Below are 20,433 nucleotides of genomic sequence, written 5' to 3'. Positions count from 1 at the left end.
ATTGTCAGCTTAAATAAGGAGTAGGCAATGCAATATTTACAAACCGCGATCCAACAAATGACGACAGGCACTTTTTTCGGTCAAGGCAATGCTCAATTGCCCAACGATGCCATGCTGATGCTGGATGAAATTCAACACATATCGCGCCAAGGTGGCAAGTATTCACAAGGTGAGGTCAAGTCCAGTTTACGGATCCGCCCCGACCATTGGTTTTTTGCTTGCCATTTTCAAGGCGATCCTGTGATGCCCGGTTGTTTAGGCTTGGATGCCTTATGGCAACTTTTGGGGGTGTATCTCAGCTGGCTGGGCTTGCCGGGCAGGGGGCGTGCTATTGGTGTCGGCAAGGTAAAGTTTAGCGGTCAAATTTACCCTGACGCAGGTGAAATTCAATATAGGTTAGATATCAAGCGCGTCTTTAGCAAACCCTTTGCGATGGCGATTGCTGATGGCGTGGTGTTACATCAAGGTAAAGAGATATATCAAGCAACGGATTTACGAGTAGGGTTAATCAATCCCACTTAACCTGAGCTTTGGATGCGATATTAATTGGCTAGCTCCACTAACCAGAAGTGAGGTTAGTTAATCCCCTAACGCTGATTGCGCTTGCCTCGCACCCGCTGGCGCAGCAGCAACAAATTCCTTTTGCCGCCCTAATGCAAGAACGCTTTTTGCTGCGCGAGCAAGGCTCAGCCACGCGCATGTTATTTGAAAGCTGGCTACAAACCCACTTGGCCAGTAGTGTGCAAATGGCGAGTAATGAAGCTATTCGTGTGGGAGTCAGCTCGGGGATGGGGCTGGCGGTGCTTTCAAGTCATGTGTTACCCGCCCAAGACCAAACTATTGTGCCACTCGATGTGGCCGACTTTCCGATTGAAAGCCATTGGTATTTTATCGCTCGTAACGATCGCCATTTGTCGCCGGCGGCGCTTGGTTATTTACGTTTTGCTGAGCAACATCTGGAAGCGTGCTTAGGTAAACAATGGGCGAGAAATGATTTGCAACGGCTCCTTTCTGCCTTAGCTTAACCGTCCATGAAATGGCGGTGCTATTGGAATGTGCGTGTGCTGGACATCAACGAAGGTTAAAGTCCTCATGAGCCAAGACGATAGAACTCATCTGGCTCATTAAGTAACAAGGCTCTACCTAAGGGCGGCTGGTTATTTACCTCTGGTTTTGTTTTTCTCTTTTGATGGCGTGATCCTGAGCCCTAAGCCCTAAGCCCTAAGCCCTAAGCCCTAAGCCCTAAGCGAGTTTACTCCCTCTCGCCCCTATGACACTATTAGCTAAATTGTCATTTGTGGTGGGGTACTTGGCAGAAAAACATCGTGTTTCAATTCGAGTGTTAAGTATCAGCCCGGCAGGTACGCCAGTATCTATGGTGGTGAAAAAAGGTAATAAAGCTTTGCTTACTAAGATAGAAGCTGCATTATTGAAAGTGAAAGAACAAGGAAAAATAGACGCGATTTATGGCCATTGATGTATATGCAGCAATGGTCTTATCTAACCTGTTTACGTCATTTCGGCTCTCAAACCTAACCATGTCAAATGCGTTGGTGCTGGCATTGCGACTGCTATAAATATTATGCTGAGCTATATCGCTTCAAAGGAATGATTTTAATCGTCATTTAAGCAATTAATATAAGGTTCCCATGTCACAACCAAAGCAAAAAATTGCGAGTTTAGAGCTAATGCGGGTCATCGCCATGATTGCGGTGATAGTGATTCATGTGCGGTTATTTATCGACTTACCTGCTATCGCAGGAGAGCCTTGGTTGGCAGATATCGCTAATCAGTTAGCTCGCTTTGCCGTGCCATTTTTCTTTCTCACTTCTGGTTATTTAATCCAGCCCAAGTTGACTGCCGACCCCTACCGAGTCATGCGACAATATAATCGTCCTTTGTTGCGGTTATGGCTGGTGTGGTCGGTGATTTGTTTGTTGTTACCGAGTCGTTTTGATGTGCTGGCCGAGCAAGGGTATTTGGCCGAGCGCATGGGGTATTGGCAATTTTTATGGCAGACCCCCCTTAATACCTTGTTTGAAGGTGGCTTAGTGCACCTGTGGTTTTTACCCAGTTTGATGATTGCGGTGGCCATCTTGGCGGTGTTGCTGCATTCCCAGCGTCAGCATTGGCTGTTGCCACTGGCTTTGGTGCTATATGTTTATGGCGTGTTGGCGGGAAGTTATAGCGAGCTTTCACAATTATCCGCCCCGATATTTACTCGCAACGGCCCTTTTTTCAGCTTACTAATGGTGGCGCTGGGGTTTGAAATTCGTCGCAGATCGTGGTCGTTATCGGCTACTCATGCTTTGCTGCTTGGCCTCGTTGGGTTACTGGGACACTTTGCTGAAGCCTTTTATTTGTATGGCCATGGTGTGCCTTTTGCTGGCCATGACTTTTTGTTTTTTACCGTGCTTTGGGGTGTAGGCCTATTTATGTGGCTGTTGGCACACCCTAGTTATGGGGATTATCCATGGGTGCATTGGCTAAGTCGTTATACCTTGGCTATTTATGTGTGCCATTTATCCATCGCCATTGTGTTATTTAATTTGGTGCGAGTTTGGTCGCTTGAGGGATTGACGCGTGATGGCGTGTTGTTATTTGGCACTTATTTCGGCTCGTTGGCGTTTGTTTTGTTGGTTGATAAATCCCCGCTGCGGCGCTGGTTGTTGCGTTAATTTAACGAGTGCTAAGCGGATTATTTTGCAGCCAAGGTAAAGCCTTGGCTTGCGATGCCTATGTATAAGCCCCAATTGCGTCATTGTCGCCATCTGTTTACCCTTCTTTACACTAACTGACCGTGACTTAGGTTTGGCTCGGTATAATTAACCGATTACATATTTTGTCTACGACATGACAAAGCACTGTGGCTGTCAATGCGCAAATGAGAATGGTGGAAGGTAAATGACAAAAACAAAGTGGTCATTGGTACTCATAATGGGGCTCATCGGCGCGGTATTTTATTATGCTAGTCTGACCGCCTCTGCAACGGCCAAACCCACGGCATCGGCTAGCCGCCAAGTTGAAGTCGTCACTGCTGTTGTTGCTGAGCAAGGTGTAGCCCAAGAGATCACCTTAGTTGGTAATCTTAAAGCGCAGCAATCGGTTGATCTTGGCTTTCAAATTTTTGCGCCCGTCGCCGACATTTTGGTTGCGGCTAATCAGGTTGTGCAGCCAAATCAAGTGTTAGTGCAACTTGACGATAGCAAGGCGCGAGCTGCGGTTGCCGAAGCTAAATCTGTGCTTGAGGAAGAGCAACGCAAACTGACGGAGTTTGTCCGTATTGTTAGTCGTGGTGCAGGCACACAAACCGAGCTGGATGCGCAGCGTGCTAGTGTTGCGGTGGCTCAGGCGCGACTTACAGCAGCGCAAGCCGCCTTAGATGAATACCAATTACGCGCCCCCTTTGCAGGCCAGCTGGGTTTGATAGATGTTAATTTAGGTGACATGAAGGCCGTCGGTGAGCCGGTATTGAGTTTAGATAATGTCGCTACCATGCAGCTTGATTTGTTGGTGCCTGAGCGCTACCTGAGCCAATTATCCACTGGCATGAAGGTGGCCGCTCATGCTCGAGCTTGGCCTGAACGCTCATTTATGGGGCAGATCGCGGCCATTGATTCACGCGTTAACGAAAATACCCTCAATGTACGGGTGCGGGTTAACTTTGATAATCCGCAGCAGCTATTAAAACCGGGGATGTTGATGTCGGCCGACTTAGTCTTTCCTGAGCAAACAGCCCCTATTATCCCGGTTCAAGCCCTTGAATATTCAGGGACTAAGCGCTTTGTTTACATTGTTCAGCAAGATGGCACGGTAGCGCGCAGCGAAGTAATCCTAGGAGCCCGAGTGGACAACCAAGTGCTAGTTCAATCTGGCCTTGCCGTGGGGGAGCGAATTGTGGTGCAAGGGCTGGTTAACATGCGCGATGGTATCGCCATTCAGGATCTGAGTCCGCAACAGACGCAGGCCTCAGTAAGTCGCCATGATATTGGCTGATGTGAAGGAATAAAACTCAATGTTACTTTCTGATGTAGCGATCAAACGTCCGGTGTTTGGTATCGTGCTAAGCCTCTTGTTGGTGATTTTTGGCTTGGTGTCATTTAGCAAAATGTCGGTGCGAGAAATGCCTGAGGTGGAAAACCCTGTGGTGACGATCAGCACTAGTTATACCGGTGCCTCTGCATCGATAATGGAAAGCCAAATTACTAAAACATTAGAAGATCAGCTCAGCGGCATCAGCGGTATCGACTACATCACCTCGGTTAGCCGTAATGGCATGTCGCGGATCACGGTGAACTTTTTATTAGATTGGGATATCACCGAAGGGGTGAGCGACGTGCGCGATGCCGTGGCCAGAGCCCAGCGGCGGTTACCCGATGAAGCCGATGATCCTGTGGTGTCAAAGGACAATGGCTCGGGCGAGCCAGCGGTGTATATCAACTTATCTTCGTCAGAAATGGATCGCACTCAACTTACCGACTATGCCGAGCGGGTGCTGACCGATCGCTTTGGCTTTATCTCGGGGGTCAGTGATATTGGCATCACCGGCGCTTTGTATAAGGTGATGTATGTGCAGCTCGACCCCGAGCTAATGGCTGGGCGAGGTGTGACCGCCAGTGACATTATCAATGCACTAAAAAAGGAAAACATGGAAACCCCCGGCGGCGAAGTGCGCAATGATGTCACTACCATGGCGGTGCGTACCAGTCGGCTTTATGCAACGCCAGAGGATTTTGGCTACTTGGCGGTGAAGCAAAACCCCAATGCGGCGCCAACCTATTTAAAAGATGTCGCTCAAGTTTGGGTGGGGGCACAAAATGAAAACTCCACCTTTAAGAGCAATGGGGTGCAAAATCTCAGTTTGGGCATCATAGTGCAATCGGATGCTAATCCATTAACCGTGGCGCAAACCGTACGTGAACAAGTGGATCAATTACAAACCATCTTGCCTGCAGGCACTGAGCTAACCGTAGACTATGATGCGACCTTATTTATCGAGCGCTCGATCAAGGAAGTTTATTCCACCTTGTTGATCACGGGGGGCTTAGTGATCTTGGTGTTATACCTGTTTATTGGACAGGCTAGGGCCACTTTAATTCCCGCTATAACCGTACCTGTGTCGCTAATTTCAGCGTTTATTGCTGCTTACTACTTTGGCTTTTCCATTAACTTATTGACTTTAATGGCATTGATCCTTGCTATCGGCTTAGTTGTCGATGACACCATAGTGGTAATAGAAAATATTTTTCATCACTTAGAACAAGGTGAAACACCTTTAGTGGCCGCATACAAAGGCTGTCGTGAAGTGGGCTTTGCCGTTATTGCGACCACCTTAGTGCTGGTCATGGTGTTTGTCCCCATCGCTTTTATGGAAGGAATGGTCGGGCGCTTATTTACTGAGTTTGCGGTGTTGTTGGCTATCGCGGTCAGCTTCTCGTCGCTGGTGGCGTTAACCTTATCGCCGGTGTTAGCAACTAAGTTGTTCAAGACTGAAGCAAAAAAAGGACCGATCGCACTAAAAATGGACGCAGCATTTGCTCGATTAGAGCAAGGCTATCAAACCCTATTAAAACGCGTGGTTAAACATGCTTGGGCTTCACCCTTGGTTATCTTAGCCTGTGTAGCGGGGGGGTATGCGCTAATGCAAATAGTGCCAACCCAGCTGGCACCGCAAGAAGACCGTGGGGTAATTTTTGCTTTTGTTAAAGGGGCAGAAGGCACGAGTTACAATCGAATGGTCGCAAATGTTGAGCTGGCCGAAGCCAAACTTTTACCTTTAGTCGGACAAGGCGTGATCCGCTCGATTAGTGTGCAAGCACCTGCGTTTGGTGGCCGTGCCGGAGATAACACGGCATTTTTTATTATGCAGCTAGAAGATTGGCAGCAGCGAAATACCAGTGCAACAGAGGCGCTTAAGTTGGTGCAACAAACCTTAGTTGGCATTCCCGATGTACGCATTATGCCAATGCTGCCGGGCTTTCGTGGCGGCTCTAATGATCCGGTGCAGTTTGTGTTACGCGGCAGTGACTACGACGAACTGTTTGCATACGCCAACGAGCTGCAACAACTAGCGCAGCAAAGTGGCTTATTAACCGGTTTAGACTTAGATTACGCTGAGACCACGCCTGAGTTGGTGGTGCATATAGACCGTCCTCGCGCGGCGCAGCTTGGCATTAGTGTACAAGAAATCGCCGACACCCTAGAGGTGATGTTAGGCGGACAAACCGAAACCACCTTTATTGAGCGCGGCGAAGAATACGATGTTTATCTCCGCGGGGATGAAAATCGGTTTAACAATGCCAGTGATTTAAATCAGATTTACCTACGCAGCCAAAGCGGTGAGTTGGTCACACTTGATGCCGTCACTGAAATTGAAGAGGTGGCGTCAGCACGCCGCTTAAGTCATTTACAAAAGCAGAAATCGATTACGCTTAGTGGCAGCCTTGCAGCAGATGTGACCTTAGGTGAAGCGTTAACTTATCTTGAGCAAACAGCGCGCACCTTGCTACCGCCAGATATCAGCATAGATTACAGTGGCGAATCAAAGGACTTTAAAGAAAATCAAAGTGATATCTTGCTGGTATTTGCCCTTGCCTTATTGGTAGCTTACTTGGTTCTCGCGGCGCAATTTGAAAGTTTTATTAATCCACTGGTGGTGATGTTTACCGTTCCTATGGGTATTTTTGGCGGCTTAATGGGATTATGGCTGAGCCAGGGCAGTCTTAATATTTATAGTCAAATTGGCATGATCATGCTAATTGGTATGGTAACTAAAAACGGCATTCTTATCGTTGAATTTGCCAACCAGCTTAGGGATCGCGGCATGGCGTTTGAACAGGCTGTAGTGGCAGCGGCATCAAGACGCTTAAGACCAATCATGATGACGGCTTTTACCACCTTAGTTGGCGCTATTCCTTTGATTTTATCAACCGGCGCTGGGGCAGAAAGCCGTATTGCGGTAGGGACGGTCATTTTTGCTGGCATGGCTTTTGCCAGCCTAGTGACGTTATTTGTGATCCCAGCTATGTATCAGTTAATGGCGCGTCATACGCAATCACCTGAGCATGTGGCCAAGGTATTAGCGGCCCAATTACAACAACCTAAATAAATCGTGGTCGTCGTTGCGTTTTCGGGTTGTGAAGCAGCTGTGAGTGGCTTAGGCTGAGATCACCTAAGACTATTTACTGGCTTCGTCTTGTTTGTGCAGTTGCATTACTTCATTTTGTTGAGGTGGACTAAGGTGAGTGTCTGCGGCAATTTGTTCAATTAGCCAAGCCCTAAACACTTCGCCTTTCTGGTTAAGAGGGCGATTGTTTGGGGTAACGAGGTAATAGCCGTAATCTGAGGCGACACTAATGTCAAATAAGCGCACCAGCTGACCGTTGCTAAGCTCTTCGCCGACCAAACTTTGTCGCGCCAACGTGACTCCTTGGCCGGATAGGGCGGCGGTGATGGCCAAGCTGGCATCGCTGATACGCAAGTTATTACTCATCTTTAGATCGGGGTAACCTGCAGCATCCAGCCACCCTTGCCAATTGTTGGTGTCGGTTAAAAAATCATGAATGATGGGGATCTCAGCCAGCTCGGTGACTTGGGTAATGGCTTTGTTTTGTAATAACTTAGGCGAACATACCGGAAACAAACTATCTCGCATTAGCTCTTCACTTTGACACCCCTTGTAAACACCTAAACCAAAGCGAATGGCAAGATCAAAATCCGATTGAGGTAGATCTACAACCTGTAAGCCTGGTGTTAAACGGACTTCGATATCTGGATGTTGCTGAGAAAAATGCCAAAGCCGTGGTACTAACCAACGTGAACAAAATGAAGGGAGCGCCGAGATATTCAAAGGCCCTGATGTGTTACCTAGGGTGGCCTTTTGCAGCCCATCACTGAGTAAGGTGAGCGATTGGCTCACATAAGGCAGCAAAGTATGGCCTTGTTCGCTGAGGGTTAAGCGCCGATTGTGGCGAATAAATAGCGACACACCCAGTTGGTCTTCGAGCTTGCGAATATGCTGACTAACCGCTGCTTGGGTAATAAACAGCTCTTGTGCGGCTTGAGTAAAGCTAAGATGTTTGGCCGCACTTTCAAAACAGCGTAGTGACATAATCGGTGGTAGATGCATTTTTCTATAAGTTTTACTTATGTTTGGTTAAGAATATATCGTTTGTTTATGGTACGGGTCAAGTCTAAATTAATTATCAAGGTAATAGCTTGGTAACAGCTTGGTGGATTTATTTATGGAAGATAGATTAGTGGTCGTATCAAGAGTGGGTTTTTGGCAGCGAGGCGTCAAGCTGGCAAGCAAGATAAGTGAAACTTATGTCTTGTGGCAGAGGCGACGCACCACAAGGCAGCAATTGGCACAACTATCAGCACATCAGCTCAAAGATATAGGGGTTGATCCCGCGCAGCGAGAAGAAGAGATCCGTAAGTATTTTTGGCAGTAGTTGAGTACACTCCAATGTATTTGAGTGTTAGATAAGCCTTTGAGGCAATCGGATATCAAGGAGCCTATATGGAAAAAATTCAGGGCAGCTGCTTATGTGGAGCGGTTAGATTTTGTTGTAATAACAACTTCAATCAATTTCATTTTTGTCATTGTCAGCAGTGTCAAAAAACATCGGGTTCAGCCCATGCGTCTAATCTATTTACCGCGGTCGATAATATCGAGTGGTTAAGTGGCGCTGACTTGGTAAAGCGTTACGATCTACACGGTCGTGCTATTACTAGTTGCTTCTGTCGGAATTGCGGCTGCCCTTTGCCTTATGTTTCTGGCAGCGGCAAAGCCTTGGTGGTACCCGCAGGGAGTTTAGATGGTCAGCCTAACATCGCGGTGGACGACAATATCTTTTGGGCGGAGCGAGCTTGTTGGTATGACGCGGCGTTAAACAGTAAAAAGTGTCAGGGATTTCCAACCTAGTCAGCTTATATCGAATAGAAATATTATTGCCGTGACTCGCTATTTACTGGACAAGTATGTTACATAAAGACCTTAATTTAAGGATAAATGTTGTCATCATTTATCGCTGTCTTAATAAGGTCTTATGGATGAAAAACACCTTTCTTTCGCCTCGTTTAACTTTTGCTGTATTGCCTTTGGCTATCTTGCTCTCAGGTTGCGCTGTCACGGATGAATCCCCTCGCGGAGCCGACTCGGGTCGATGTGATATTGCTTTGGAAGTGAGTCTCAGTGCGCAGCAAACTAAACAATGTCGCCAAGCGGCAGAGCAAGGGGATGCGCAGGCTCAATATCGTTTAGGCATGGCTCATGTGCAAGGTGAATTACGCCAAGCGAATCTCACCGATGCGGCGAAATGGTTTCGTTTAGCCAGTGAACATGGCTATGGTGCGGCCAAGGTGCGTTTAGCGGAAATGTATTTGATCGGCCAAGGCGTTGAACAGGATGACAGTGCGGGTGTGGCGCTACTGCATGAAGCCGCTGAGTTGGAAAATCCAGAAGCCATGTTTGTGCTGTCCGAGTTTTACCGTTTAGGTGAATATGTGCCTAAAGATAGCCAACGCGCAATACAATATTTACAAGCTTCGGCGCGTTATGCTTGGGATCCTGCTCGTGCCTTATACGGGGCGTTTTTGATAGATGGTCGCTATGTTGAGCAAGATATTGCCTCGGGGATCCATTTAGTGAAATTAGCCGCGTCTAATCAAGATCCGCGTGGTTTGTATTTTTTGGGGCTGGCTTACTATGAAGGTAAGGGTGTGCTGCGTAATGAAAGCTTAGCCCGAACGCATCTACAGCAAAGTGCAGAGCTGAGCTACCTTCCTGCCAATATGATGCTGATTGAATTTGCTATTTTTGGCATAGGTGGTGAAGCCAATGCTGAGTTAGCCATTGCCTTACTTGAGCAAGGTGTGGAATCGGGGCATGCAAAAGCCATTGCGCTAATGGATAAGATAGTTCAACAAGGTGGTGAGCAACCTAGCTTAGCGCAAATGCGACTCAGCTATTACTTGTTTCAAGCGGAGCATGACAGCAATCGAGCTAAGGCTAACCTAGCAATTCTGTATGCCGATGCTGAGAGTGAATATTACGATTTAGCTAAGGCAAGAGCATTCTTGGCTGATGTTGAGGTTGGTGGTGATCCCGTTTTATTGACCCGTTTGTATTTTCTTGCCAAGCAGATTGCAGACGTGAACAGGGCGAATGAATTTTATCAAGCTCTTGTCGTGATTGAATCGGCCGAAGCTTACTATTTGCGCGGCATGATAGAAGAAGAGGACAAAAAATATGCCGCCGCAGCCAAGCTTTATCGCAAGGCAGCATACGAAGAGCATCCCTTGGCGTGTCGTGCGCTTGGTGAGTATTACTTTCACGGTATCAGTGTTGAGAAAAGCCTGTATCGCGCCGAAGGTTGGTTTAAGTTAGCAGCCAAACATGGCGATTTAACATCGCAATTATATTTAGCGAAGATCTATGAAGCGCTTAACTTTCCTAGCTTTTTTCCGCTGGATGAAGCTTATGCTTGGTTAACTTTGGCGGCAGACAATGGCTTAGCTAAAGCGCAAAGCTATCGCACCGAGTTTGAGAAAAAACATGCCATTAGCGATGCGGTGAAGCAAAGTGCCAAAGCAAAAGCCAAACGCTGGCAGCAAGAGATGATTAAAAACAGTGATGATTAAAAACAGTGATTAACCTGAGCTTTGGATACGCTATATCGTATGAATAATCCGCAAAAACGCGGTGAATATGTCCCTATACGCTCTGCGTTTTCATCCCTGAAAACGAAGTTTTGCTACTTATTCATACGATATTTATTGGCTGGCTCCATTAACCAGAATTGAGGTTGATTAAGCTTCGCTGGCGCAGTTGGATTGATATTGGGTAAGCAATACCTTGCCTTGAAGTAACAAGCCATGATAATCCGCACGGACAAGCTGATAGTCTAGTTCGGGGGCAAAGTAATACGTAATGTCTTCGGCGCCCGTTTGTTCTACAGGGATTAACGTCTGCTCGCCCCAAGGGGCAATGGATTGCAGCTCTGGCTGTTGCAATTGATATTGATACAGTTCCGTGCCATCAGAGGCTTGGCGGATTTCTGGTGTATCAAACACTGTCTGGCATCATGAACATCGGGCGGCGTTATTCTAGCATGACACCTAACTGGGTTAATGGTATTTTGCTTTATATTTCTTTTACATAGAAATACCTCTATGGTTCGGTAAGTTCAGAGGATTCCAGAAAATAAATCTGTTAAGAGGGATGCGCACAAGTGGTCCAGAGACAAGGATATGTAATTTATAATCAAGCCGATAAGGTTGATTTAGCTCGGGTTAAGGCGCTGTTGGCGCAGTCTTATTGGGCCGCAGAGCGTAGCCTTGAAGATATCACAACCACGGTGGCCCACTCTGAATGCTTCTCCTTATACCATCAAGACTTACAAGTCGGCTTTGCTCGCGTGGTGACCGACTATGTTAGCTTTGCTTATTTGGCCGATGTCATTATCGATGCAGACTATCGCGGCCAAGGTTTAGGCAAGTGGCTGGTGGAGGTGGCGCTGAGCGATCCCCGCTGGCAAGACAAGCTATTGATGCTAGTGACCAACGATGCCCATAGCTTGTATCAACGCCACGGTTTTTCTCACAGTAACAAGGTATTAACCACGGCCGACAAGGTGCGTTAAGTTTTTAATAAAAGGATAAATTATGCGGGTTTATGGTGATGTGCAGTCTGGTAACTGTTACAAGGTCAAATTGTTGTTGTCATTGCTGAGTGTTGATTATCAATGGGTTGCCGTTGATATCCTGGCGGGTGAAACCAAAACAGAGCAGTTTTTGGCTAAGAATGCCAATGGCAAAATCCCATTATTAGAGTTAGATGATGGCCGTTACCTTGCCGAATCCAACGCGATTTTAGGTTATTTGGCCACAGCAACACCGTTATTGCCGCGAGACCCATTTCAGCTGGCTAAGGTTTATGAATGGTTGTTCTTTGAGCAATACAGCCATGAGCCTTTTATCGCTGTGGCACGCTTTATTGCCCACTACCTTGGCATGCCTGAATCCCGCCAAGGTGAATATGAATCGTTACAAGCAGGCGGCAACAAAGCGCTCGCCATTATGGAGCAACAGCTAAAGCAAACGGATTTTTTGGTAGGCAACAGCCTAACCATCGCTGATATCGCGCTTTATGCTTATACCCATGTGGCTGATCAAGGTGGCTTTGATCTGAACCGCTACCCTGCCATTCAAGCTTGGTGCCAGCGTATAAGTTCGCAGCCCAACTATGTCGCGCTGGGTTAGTGCTGGGATGAAATTATTGCTTACCCTAGTGCTCTTTTTTGCCTTTATCCCAGTGATTATGAAGCTGACCGCGCCGCCAGATGTCACCAAAAACTTTATCGAGCAGGCACCGCGCTTTTATGTCTTAGGTAAAAAAGATGAACAATTCCAAAAGCTAGCCTTGCAAGATGCGATTGAGCAGCAAGATGAATTCACTTATTCTTTGGATCAACAAGAGGTAGAGCTTAACGTTGGCGATATCCACAAGATTAAGGTGCTATCGACAAAAAATGGCACTCAGTTAATTGAGTTTAATTACATCAATACCTATAGCTCCACCTCGACCTATCAAGTAACGGGCAACCAAATCAAGCCGATTCGTTACCAGATTAACCACCATATGGGGCAAGCATTCTTTTACCCGCTAGCCATTATTCCGGCTTATTTGCTATCAAGTTTAGTGTTTGCTTGGCGGGCTAGGCGACGAGCTAAGCGCCTTGTGGAGCCGCAGTGATGCGGCGATAAAGATAAACACCAAATCGCACCATCACTGGGGCTCCTACTGAATTCATCAACTTAGCCCATATTGAGGAATTTAAATGATGCCCTTTATGCGTTTTGTTCACTAATATTCATCAATAGATGAATTATTGGTGAGGGGCATGGATGGCGACAATTAATGAACGAGCAGCAGGGCGGCCAAAGGGGGATTCTGATGCTCGCAGCAAACTGATCAACGCCGCATTGGTTTTGTTTGGCGCTAACAGCTTTGCGCAAGTATCGACGCGACAATTAGCACGCCATGCCGAGGTCGATGCGGCAATGATCCGCTACTATTTTGGCTCTAAAACGGGCTTGTTTGAAAGCATGATCCGAGAAACCTTGGCTCCGGTAATAGCCAGCTTGAAGAGTATCCCCGCTTGTGCCGTCCCCCATGATCTAGCCAGTTTAATGCAGACTTATTATCAAGCCATGGCGCCCAATCCAGCCTTACCCCGCCTGATAGTGCGAATTTTACAAGAGCCTGAGCACAGTGAGCAGCAACGCATTTTGCTTGATGTATTTTCGCAAATAATGGACTTGTCGCGGCAATGGCTAGCGCAGGCATTAGTTAAATCAGGCAGCTTGCGTGATGGTGTAAACCCTGAGTTGGCGCGCTTAAGTTTAATCAGCCTGATGGTGTTTCCCTTGATTGCGCCGCCGGTATTAATCAAGCAATTTGGTATTGATGTTAACCCAGAGAGCTTATCGGCCTTGGTCCGCCACAACGTTGACGTGTTACAGCAAGGCTTGATCCAGCCTCACCCTCAGGAGCCGCAATGAAACTTTTAGCGCTATGTTGTTTTACTTTATGCTTGTTTGGCTGCCAACAAGGTGAGCCTAGGGTGTTTGGCCAAGTTGAACGCGATAGGCTGACATTAACCGCGCCCGTGAGTGAACAAGTGGCAGAGATTTGGGTCAGTGAAGGGCAGCAAGTGACTGCGGGTATGCCCTTACTCCGCTTGAATGACAGCATTGCCCAAGCTCGGGTGCAACAAAAGCAAGCCGAACTGGCGCAGGCACAGGCCAAATTGGCCGAGCTATTAGCGGGAGCCCGTAGTGAAGAAATCGAGCGCGCCGAGGCGGTGATAGCGGAAGCCAAAGCAAACGTGATCCAAGCCCAGCAAGACTTCAGCCGGATCCAGCGGTTATATAAAACCCGTGTGTTAACTAAATCGGATTTAGATCAAGCGCAAGCCGCCCTAACCACGGCGCAGGCAAAGCAAGAGCAAGCACAGCAAAGTTGGCAACAACTACATAATGGGACGCGCAGCGAACAAGTGGCGCAAGGGCGAGCCTTAGTGGCAGCGGCGCAAGCCAGTTTGGCTATAGAGCAGCAGCATTTAGCCGATCTGACCTTAGTGGCGCAGCAAGCCGCGATAGTGGACGTGTTGCCATGGCAAGTCGGCGATCGCGTGATGGCGGGCACTCAGCTGGTTGGCTTGTTAGCAACGCAGCGTCCGTATGTGCGCGCTTATGTGCCTGCCACTTGGCTAGATCGGGTGAGTGTGGGCAGCTCGGTGCGCATTCTTGTTGATGGCAGAGCAGAAGCCCTAAGTGGTACGGTGCGCAAGGTGCGCAGTGAGCCAGCTTATACCCCGTTTTACGCCCTTAATGAACGTGATCGCGCTCGGTTAATGTATCTTACGGATATTGATTTAGACCTAGCAGGACAAACTCTGCCGACCGGCTTAAATCTTGAAGTGGAGCTGTTGCCATGAGTACGGATTTAGCCATCGTAACCCAAGGTATGAGCCGCTCCTTCGCGAATTTAGTGGCGGTAGATCAGCTAGATTTAGCCATTGCCAGTGGCAGTATTTATGGTTTTCTTGGGCCTAATGGTTGTGGCAAATCCACTTCTATTCGCATGTTAACGGGGTTACTGCAGCCCAGTGCGGGAACCATACAAGTTCTCGGTGAAAACTTACAAGGTAACGAAGAGCGTTTACGCCGTCGTATTGGTTATATGACGCAGAAGTTCTCGCTATACGACAATCTATCGGTACAAGAAAACTTAGCGTTTGTGGCGCGCATTCATGGCCTAAAATGGCGAGCGCGACGCAGTCGAGTGGCTGAATTACTCTCCCTCTATGAATTAACGGGACGTGAACAACAACTGGCTGGCTCAATGAGTGGCGGGCAAAAGCAGCGCTTGGCTTTGGCCGCAGCAACCTTACATCACCCCGAGTTACTGTTTCTTGATGAGCCGACATCGGCGGTCGATCCTGAAAATCGACGCGAGTTTTGGGAGCGGCTGTTTGATTTGTGCTATCAAGGCACCACCATTTTAGTATCCACCCACTATATGGACGAAGCTGAGCGATGTCATGGCTTGGCTATATTAGAGCAAGGGATCAAGCGAGCAGATGGTTCTCCGCAGCAACTTATGGCTGCTATGGGGGCTCATGTATTTGAAATTGCAGGGGATGATCTGCGAGGTTTAAAACAACGCCTAATAATACTTCCTGAGATACTTTCTGCTGCGCAAATAGGCAGTCGGCTAAGGGTATTGATCGCCAAGCGGCTTGCCCAACCACAGTTGTGGTTACAGGCGCAGGTTAACGGGCGAGGAATTGAGCAGGTAAGGCCCAGCTTAGAAGATGTGTTTGTGACTTGCACTGGGCAAGGGAGGCAAGCCAATGTGGCTTAGGATCTATGCAATCGTGATCAAGGAGTTACGACAGCTGTCACGGGATAGAATGACCTTTGGCATGATAGTGATGATCCCCTTGGTACAGCTGATGCTATTTGGTTACGCCATTAATACCGACGCGCGTCATTTACCCGCTGGGTTGGTTAACTTGTCACAAAGTACTTATGCGCCGCGTATTGTTGCTGCGATGCAAGCAAGCCAAGTGGTTGATTTTAAATATCACTATGCTAATACGGTTGAAGCCGAAGCCGCTATCACCCGCGGTGAAGTAAAAGCGGTGCTTTACCTTCCCGCCGATTTAGCTTCGCGCATAGTGCGTCACGCTCAGGCCTCAGTTACTGGGGGGAATAGCGCGTCTTCAACACAGCCCTTGGCTGATTCCTCGATACAGCCTGTTGGTCAGTGGTTAGTGGATGGAACTGACACCGTGGTGGCCGCGACAATTAAAACCTTAAGGCAAATGCCCTTAAATGAAGTGTTAGACAAACCGTTAGTGACCAGCGTACCCAGTTTTGAAGTGGTGCAATATTTTAACCCCGAGCAACGCTCCGTGGTCAATATAGTGCCGGGCTTGCTGGGGGTGATTTTAACCATGACCATGGTGATGTTTACCTCGGCCGCTATCGTGCGCGAGCGTGAGCAAGGCAACATGGAGTTTCTAATTACCACGCCAGTGCGACCGATTGAATTAATGTTGGGTAAAATTTTGCCTTATGTGTTGGTGGGATTGATTCAGGTAACACTGATCTTAAGCGCGGGTTACTTTATCTTTGGTGTGCCGTTTCGCGGCGGTATCGATTCCATGGCGCTGGCATCCATGCTATTTATTTGTGCCAGCTTAACCTTAGGGTTAGTCATTTCGACTATTGCCAAAACTCAGCTACAGTCGATGCAGTTAACCATCTTTATCTTATTACCTTCGATATTACTATCGGGTTTTATGTTCCCCTACGAAGCCATGCCCGAGGCTGCGCAGTGGATAGCAGAAGCATTACCTGCCACTCACTTTATGCGAATGTCGCGCGCTATTGTGCTGCGTGATGCTGCGGTGATAGATCTCAGTCTGGATGCGCTATGGCTGCTTGCCTTTACCTGCATCGGCTTATTAGTTGCCAGCCTACGCTTTAATAAGCGATTGGATTAAGGTTAATCTTGTTTTGGGGCGCTCAGGGGCAAGGTGAGCGTAATCTGACAACCTTGTGCAGAGCTTACCTTCACTTGTCCGCCGAGTAAGCCTGTTACCAAGGTGTACACGATATACATGCCCAGTCCCGAGCTGCCTTTTCCTAGGGTGGTGGTATAGAAAGGATCAAATAGCTTAGGTAAGGCCTCGGCGGCGATACCTGTGCCATTATCTGCGAAGATAATGGTAACTTGCTGGTTTACAACGTCACTAACAGTAATGTTAAGTTGCGGGTTTTGGCTGTGTTTAAAGCCATGAAACAAGGCATTTTGGATCAGATGGTCTAAGACCAGTGATAGTGAGTCGCTATAGCTGTCTAGGATCACTGAAGCGGGAGCATTTAGGTTCACTTGCACGTGTTGTTGTTCTAATTTGATGCTGTGGTTGTTCAGGGCTTGTTGGATCAGCTGTTGCAAGTCAAAGTGTTCACGGTTTTGATCGCCTTGGCTTAAGGTTATGCTGCGAAAACTGTTCACTAAACTGGCGAGTCTTTGCAGAATGCTATTAAGTAGCTCTGAGTTTTCATTAAGTTGATCGCTGATTTGGATAACTTGCTTGATTTTAATGCCTTCGTTGCCTTTACTCAGCGCGGCGTGTAATGCCGATGTTTGTTCATTGAATAAACTTGAAAGGGTGATGGCATTGCCCAGTGGCGTGTTTATTTCATGAGATAGTCCCACCACAAGCGCATTCAGCGAGGCAATTTTTTGTGATTGCACTAATTGTTCTTGGGTTTGCTGCAAAATCATTAGTGTTTCTTCAAGGCGTTGATTAGCAGCGAGAAGTGACTGAGTTTTTTGTTTCACTCGGCGTTTTAGCAGCACGATGGTAACTAAGCTGAGAATAAACAGTAAGATGACAAAGCTGGCAATCGAAAAAACATAGATGCTTTCTAAGCGACCTTGGGTTAGGTAGACAATTTCGAGTTTTTCCCAATCTTGAGTAAGCTCAGCAATGGTGCCATTGAGCTTGAGTTCATTTACCCCAAGGTTTAAAACGTTCGCTAATTCGGTGTTGCCCTTTTTGATCCCTAAGTGCGTTGGTTTGGTTAAAATGGGCTTTTTAACAAACTTGATCCCACTTAATCCTAGCTTTTGGATACTGTAGGTACCGACCCATTTGTTGGTGGCAAACGCGTTGATTTCCCCTGCAAGTAATTGTTCAAACCCAGCTTGGTGATCATTAAATAAAATGACTTCTGCCTGACTTTCATTACGTAACGTATTGACCAAAAAGCTGCCTTTAGGCACTCCCACTTTCAGTGCTTTGAGATCGGATAAATCATGAATCGTGACATTATCGCTGCGCACAAACAAACTCATTTCAAAATCTAGAAAGCTCGGCACAAAATCATAGTCTTGGATACGTTGTTCATTCGGGCTAAATACCGTTAAAACATCGGCTTCACCCGCTTTTACCAGCTGCTGTGCTTGTTTCCAATCCATCAGCCTATATTCGATTTTGCGGTTCATGACTTGTGCCAAGGCAGGCAAAATCGAGGGAAAAATGCCTTTGGCTTGGCCATCTTCAAGCCACTCGATGGGGGGGTAATCTTTATCCCCCACAATCTGGATAGCAGGTAAGTTATTGTTAGCTTTGCCATAAGTGAATACGGGAACGGGTTCGCTGGCAAGAACAAACAGAGGCAAGATAAGTAGCAAGGTTAGCCAAAAGCGCATATGTAATATCTTCCCGGCGATAGGGTGTTTAAATCTGTTTTTAGTATAGAAGTAATTGGCGATGTTTGATTAAGGCAAGCGATTTCTAAATGATAATGTAGATAGATGTAGATTTGCTGACTTGGCTCCTATCTGCATCTATAACGGGTTTGTTATAGTTGGCACAAACTCACTGTAAAGGCATTGAACATTATGACGGCATTTTCTTTTTCTCCTCTGGTGCAAGGCTATTGGCGTATGGCGCATTGGGGCATGAATGCGCAGCAGCGACTGACGTTTATTAAGCAGCACGTTGAGCTGGGCATTACCAGTGTTGATCATGCACCTGTATATCAAAGTGAAGCCTTATTTGGTGAGGCGTTAGCGCTTGAGCCCAGTTTGCGTCAGCAATTACAGGTGATTTCTAAGTGCGGTATTATTCCCGGCCAAGGGGATAAAGTAGCCCATTATGATAGCTCTAAGGCAGAGATTATTAGCTCGGTAGAGCGCTCGTTAACCCATCTGCAAGTTGAAAAACTGGATCTGCTATTAATCCATCGCCCCGATATCTTGATGCAAACCGACGAGGTGGCCGAGGCTTTCGCGCAGTTAAAAGCCGCGGGTAAGGTTGAGCACTTCGGTGTGTCTAATTTTAGCTGCGATGAATTTGAATTATTGCAAGCCAGCCTAGATCAACCTTTGGTGACTAACCAAATTGAAATCAACCCACTTAATTTGCAAGCTACCGAAGACGGCACCTTGGCGCAATTGCAGCGCTTAAAGCGCCAGCCTATGGCGTGGTCGTGTCTTGCTGGTGGTCAATTATTTAATGGCACCAGCGAGCAAGCCAAGCGCGTGCAGCAAACCTTAGCGCAAGTCGCCGATGAAATTGGCGCCAGCTGCATTGATGAGGTCGCGTACGCTTGGGTGATGAAACTGCCCGCCAACCCTGTGCCGATTGTTGGCAGTGGCAAAATAGAGCGAGTGCAAACCGCGGTCAATGCACTCGCACTGAGTTTGACTCATGAGCAGTGGTATCGTATCTGGACCGCATCAAAAGGCCACGGCGTGGCGTAGTTCTTAATCCTATTAATCGCCCCATCACTGGGGCTTCCTTGTGATCTTGGATTTATCTGTAGAAATGAGCTTGCTCAGCGAACATTACACATTCCCTGAGCAAGCTCAGGTCCCACAAAAAACACAATTCAACCCGTTCAACAGACAAGATGTAGCAGTAATGCTGCGATATCAAGGAGTCGTATTTAAGCGATAGCATGCGTTTTGCGTGATGTGATGCACAAATCACCTAATACCTTTCTCTTACCAATAATTGATTTTTTGGTTACAATCCCGCCGATATGATTTTTTTTGTGTTGATTTAACATTTTGTAAATTAAGAGGGACGGTTTAATGAAGAAGTTGGTTGTAGCATTAGGTTTGACGTTTGGTTTGGTGGGCTGTGCTTCCACGCAAATTGAAAGTGCAACTCGCGGTGCAGTAAGTGGTATTTTGGATGCAACGACGTCTTCTTCTACCGCAAGTACAGCGAAATCTGTACCTACCATTGGTGATACCACCATTTCTACCAGTGCAAAGCAAGGGAGAGAAGATGTATGGATCCATGAGGCAACCCGTACCTCACGTGACTACGGTCAAGTAAAAGTAGCGGAAGTAGTTGCGAATGCTGAAGGGTTGACCAAAATTGCTTACCGTAACTCGGCTCATTTAGATAGTGGCGGTAATCTAAGAAGCCGTGCTTATATATTCCCTGTTTCTGCTGAAGGCTTTTTAATTAAGGATTCCATCTCTTTAAGGAATGGCAGCAAAAAAATTGTTAACACAGGGAAATACTATGTGAAAGCGGAAGCAAGTGATACCAAAGCTTACGCAACAGGCGAAGTAACCATCACACGTGGCAAAACCAATATCATAGATGTGGTTTTGGAATAGTATTTCTCGATAAAGTTGGCTCCCACAAAGTAAGTATTTATCGCCCCATCACTGGGGCTTCTATCTGTGTTCCAAAACTTTTTGATTTATGTTTGGTCAATTATAAGTCATTTGTTGTGTTGTGGTGCTGAGTATCAAACCTACTCTAAGCTGTCGTCAGTCATGTGCATACCATAAACTATTTACATTTTATAAAACCTGTTTAA

At 47.1% G+C, this 20,433-nt stretch carries 21 protein-coding genes; 18 read left to right on the top strand and 3 right to left on the bottom strand.

The genetic code is table 11. The features are described from left to right. Positions 1 to 27 precede the first annotated feature (27 nt). The 6 genes from fabA to ACK8OT_RS11750 all read left to right on the top strand — a co-directional run bounded on the left by fabA (position 28) and on the right by ACK8OT_RS11750 (position 7,108). Complete coding sequence (gene fabA / locus ACK8OT_RS11775; RefSeq protein ID WP_410196715.1) at positions 28 to 522, top strand: bifunctional 3-hydroxydecanoyl-ACP dehydratase/trans-2-decenoyl-ACP isomerase; 495 nt, start codon at positions 28 to 30, stop codon at positions 520 to 522. Between the two features lie 47 nt (positions 523 to 569). Next, positions 570 to 1,025 (top strand): LysR substrate-binding domain-containing protein, encoded by a 456-nt coding sequence (locus ACK8OT_RS11770; protein ID WP_410196714.1) that lies wholly within the window; start codon positions 570 to 572, stop codon positions 1,023 to 1,025. Between the two features lie 284 nt (positions 1,026 to 1,309). Further along, the gene (locus ACK8OT_RS11765) at positions 1,310 to 1,477 is read left to right on the top strand and encodes a type 2 periplasmic-binding domain-containing protein (protein WP_410196713.1); all 168 of its coding nucleotides are present in this window, start codon (positions 1,310 to 1,312) and stop codon (positions 1,475 to 1,477) included. 172 nt (positions 1,478 to 1,649) lie between these two features. Then, on the top strand, positions 1,650 to 2,678 hold the full coding sequence (locus tag ACK8OT_RS11760; protein ID WP_410196712.1) for an acyltransferase: 1,029 nt from the start codon (positions 1,650 to 1,652) through the stop codon (positions 2,676 to 2,678). 226 nt (positions 2,679 to 2,904) lie between these two features. Next, a complete protein-coding gene (locus tag ACK8OT_RS11755) occupies positions 2,905 to 3,996 on the top strand; it encodes an efflux RND transporter periplasmic adaptor subunit (protein ID WP_410196711.1) in 1,092 nt (363 codons plus the stop codon). Positions 3,997 to 4,015: 19 nt separating this feature from the next. Next, a complete protein-coding gene (locus tag ACK8OT_RS11750) occupies positions 4,016 to 7,108 on the top strand; it encodes a multidrug efflux RND transporter permease subunit (protein ID WP_410196710.1) in 3,093 nt (1,030 codons plus the stop codon). 69 nt (positions 7,109 to 7,177) lie between these two features. Here ACK8OT_RS11750 and gcvA read toward each other — a convergent pair whose 3' ends face one another. Next, positions 7,178 to 8,128, bottom strand: a complete 951-nt coding sequence (gcvA, locus tag ACK8OT_RS11745) for a transcriptional regulator GcvA (protein WP_410196709.1) — start codon at positions 8,126 to 8,128, stop codon at positions 7,178 to 7,180. A gap of 115 nt (positions 8,129 to 8,243) precedes the next feature. On the opposite strand from gcvA, the gene ACK8OT_RS11740 reads away from it, so the two are divergent. From ACK8OT_RS11740 to ACK8OT_RS11730, 3 genes are all read left to right on the top strand, one after another. After that, positions 8,244 to 8,453, top strand: coding sequence for a DUF1127 domain-containing protein (locus ACK8OT_RS11740; RefSeq protein ID WP_410196708.1), 210 nt, complete (start codon positions 8,244 to 8,246; stop codon positions 8,451 to 8,453). Positions 8,454 to 8,521: 68 nt separating this feature from the next. Then, complete coding sequence (locus ACK8OT_RS11735) at positions 8,522 to 8,926, top strand: GFA family protein (protein ID WP_410196707.1); 405 nt, start codon at positions 8,522 to 8,524, stop codon at positions 8,924 to 8,926. Positions 8,927 to 9,054: 128 nt separating this feature from the next. Then, positions 9,055 to 10,644, top strand: a complete 1,590-nt coding sequence (locus ACK8OT_RS11730; RefSeq protein WP_410196706.1) for a tetratricopeptide repeat protein — start codon at positions 9,055 to 9,057, stop codon at positions 10,642 to 10,644. Positions 10,645 to 10,812: 168 nt separating this feature from the next. Here ACK8OT_RS11730 and ACK8OT_RS11725 read toward each other — a convergent pair whose 3' ends face one another. Then, entirely contained in the window at positions 10,813 to 11,076 is a 264-nt protein-coding gene (locus ACK8OT_RS11725; protein WP_410196705.1) for a hypothetical protein, read from the bottom strand. A 158-nt stretch (positions 11,077 to 11,234) separates the two neighbouring features. Here ACK8OT_RS11725 and ACK8OT_RS11720 point away from each other — a divergent pair, with 158 nt between their 5' ends. The 7 genes from ACK8OT_RS11720 to ACK8OT_RS11690 all read left to right on the top strand — a co-directional run bounded on the left by ACK8OT_RS11720 (position 11,235) and on the right by ACK8OT_RS11690 (position 16,580). After that, positions 11,235 to 11,645, top strand: coding sequence for a GNAT family N-acetyltransferase (locus ACK8OT_RS11720; RefSeq protein WP_410196704.1), 411 nt, complete (start codon positions 11,235 to 11,237; stop codon positions 11,643 to 11,645). Positions 11,646 to 11,667: 22 nt separating this feature from the next. Then, positions 11,668 to 12,264: a glutathione S-transferase family protein gene (locus ACK8OT_RS11715; protein ID WP_410196703.1), complete on the top strand. Its 597-nt coding sequence runs from the start codon at positions 11,668 to 11,670 to the stop codon at positions 12,262 to 12,264. 7 nt (positions 12,265 to 12,271) lie between these two features. Then, entirely contained in the window at positions 12,272 to 12,757 is a 486-nt protein-coding gene (locus ACK8OT_RS11710) for a hypothetical protein (protein WP_410196702.1), read from the top strand. 152 nt (positions 12,758 to 12,909) lie between these two features. Then, positions 12,910 to 13,566, top strand: a complete 657-nt coding sequence (locus tag ACK8OT_RS11705; protein WP_410196701.1) for a TetR/AcrR family transcriptional regulator — start codon at positions 12,910 to 12,912, stop codon at positions 13,564 to 13,566. Beyond that, a complete protein-coding gene (locus ACK8OT_RS11700) occupies positions 13,563 to 14,504 on the top strand; it encodes an HlyD family secretion protein (protein ID WP_410196700.1) in 942 nt (313 codons plus the stop codon). The genes ACK8OT_RS11705 and ACK8OT_RS11700 overlap by 4 nt, the downstream gene beginning before the upstream one ends. Continuing rightward, positions 14,501 to 15,433: an ABC transporter ATP-binding protein gene (locus tag ACK8OT_RS11695; protein ID WP_410196699.1), complete on the top strand. Its 933-nt coding sequence runs from the start codon at positions 14,501 to 14,503 to the stop codon at positions 15,431 to 15,433. The genes ACK8OT_RS11700 and ACK8OT_RS11695 overlap by 4 nt, the downstream gene beginning before the upstream one ends. After that, positions 15,423 to 16,580: an ABC transporter permease gene (locus tag ACK8OT_RS11690; protein ID WP_410196698.1), complete on the top strand. Its 1,158-nt coding sequence runs from the start codon at positions 15,423 to 15,425 to the stop codon at positions 16,578 to 16,580. Before ACK8OT_RS11695 ends, ACK8OT_RS11690 begins: the two co-directional genes overlap by 11 nt. Positions 16,581 to 16,582: 2 nt before the next feature. Here ACK8OT_RS11690 and ACK8OT_RS11685 read toward each other — a convergent pair whose 3' ends face one another. Beyond that, positions 16,583 to 18,298, bottom strand: coding sequence for a transporter substrate-binding domain-containing protein (locus ACK8OT_RS11685; RefSeq protein WP_410196697.1), 1,716 nt, complete (start codon positions 18,296 to 18,298; stop codon positions 16,583 to 16,585). Between the two features lie 192 nt (positions 18,299 to 18,490). Here ACK8OT_RS11685 and ACK8OT_RS11680 point away from each other — a divergent pair, with 192 nt between their 5' ends. Continuing rightward, on the top strand, positions 18,491 to 19,354 hold the full coding sequence (locus ACK8OT_RS11680; protein WP_410196696.1) for an aldo/keto reductase: 864 nt from the start codon (positions 18,491 to 18,493) through the stop codon (positions 19,352 to 19,354). 333 nt (positions 19,355 to 19,687) lie between these two features. After that, positions 19,688 to 20,227 carry a hypothetical protein gene (locus ACK8OT_RS11675; RefSeq protein WP_410196695.1) on the top strand — a complete coding sequence of 180 codons (540 nt, stop codon included), beginning with the start codon at positions 19,688 to 19,690 and terminating at the stop codon, positions 20,225 to 20,227. Positions 20,228 to 20,433 lie beyond the last annotated feature (206 nt).

Origin of the sequence: Motilimonas thetidivivens (assembly GCF_046452435.1) — a bacterium.
Lineage (GTDB): Bacteria > Pseudomonadota > Gammaproteobacteria > Enterobacterales > CBDFNC01 > Motilimonas.
Note: the sequence above shows the minus strand (reverse complement) of the source record. Positions and strands in the feature narration are given on the sequence as shown.

Coding starts and splice junctions, on each gene's coding strand:
- ACK8OT_RS11680 (WP_410196696.1), top strand. CDS start 18,491: ATGACGGCATTTTCTTTTTCTCCTCTGGTGCAAGGCTATTGGCGTATG.
- ACK8OT_RS11705 (WP_410196701.1), top strand. CDS start 12,910: ATGGCGACAATTAATGAACGAGCAGCAGGGCGGCCAAAGGGGGATTCT.
- ACK8OT_RS11690 (WP_410196698.1), top strand. CDS start 15,423: ATGTGGCTTAGGATCTATGCAATCGTGATCAAGGAGTTACGACAGCTG.
- ACK8OT_RS11750 (WP_410196710.1), top strand. CDS start 4,016: ATGTTACTTTCTGATGTAGCGATCAAACGTCCGGTGTTTGGTATCGTG.
- ACK8OT_RS11740 (WP_410196708.1), top strand. CDS start 8,244: ATGGAAGATAGATTAGTGGTCGTATCAAGAGTGGGTTTTTGGCAGCGA.
- ACK8OT_RS11755 (WP_410196711.1), top strand. CDS start 2,905: ATGACAAAAACAAAGTGGTCATTGGTACTCATAATGGGGCTCATCGGC.
- fabA (WP_410196715.1), top strand. CDS start 28: ATGCAATATTTACAAACCGCGATCCAACAAATGACGACAGGCACTTTT.
- ACK8OT_RS11685 (WP_410196697.1), bottom strand. CDS start 18,298: ATGCGCTTTTGGCTAACCTTGCTACTTATCTTGCCTCTGTTTGTTCTT.
- ACK8OT_RS11675 (WP_410196695.1), top strand. CDS start 19,688: ATGAAGAAGTTGGTTGTAGCATTAGGTTTGACGTTTGGTTTGGTGGGC.
- ACK8OT_RS11710 (WP_410196702.1), top strand. CDS start 12,272: ATGAAATTATTGCTTACCCTAGTGCTCTTTTTTGCCTTTATCCCAGTG.
- ACK8OT_RS11695 (WP_410196699.1), top strand. CDS start 14,501: ATGAGTACGGATTTAGCCATCGTAACCCAAGGTATGAGCCGCTCCTTC.
- ACK8OT_RS11735 (WP_410196707.1), top strand. CDS start 8,522: ATGGAAAAAATTCAGGGCAGCTGCTTATGTGGAGCGGTTAGATTTTGT.
- ACK8OT_RS11715 (WP_410196703.1), top strand. CDS start 11,668: ATGCGGGTTTATGGTGATGTGCAGTCTGGTAACTGTTACAAGGTCAAA.
- ACK8OT_RS11700 (WP_410196700.1), top strand. CDS start 13,563: ATGAAACTTTTAGCGCTATGTTGTTTTACTTTATGCTTGTTTGGCTGC.
- ACK8OT_RS11730 (WP_410196706.1), top strand. CDS start 9,055: ATGAAAAACACCTTTCTTTCGCCTCGTTTAACTTTTGCTGTATTGCCT.
- gcvA (WP_410196709.1), bottom strand. CDS start 8,128: ATGCATCTACCACCGATTATGTCACTACGCTGTTTTGAAAGTGCGGCC.
- ACK8OT_RS11760 (WP_410196712.1), top strand. CDS start 1,650: ATGTCACAACCAAAGCAAAAAATTGCGAGTTTAGAGCTAATGCGGGTC.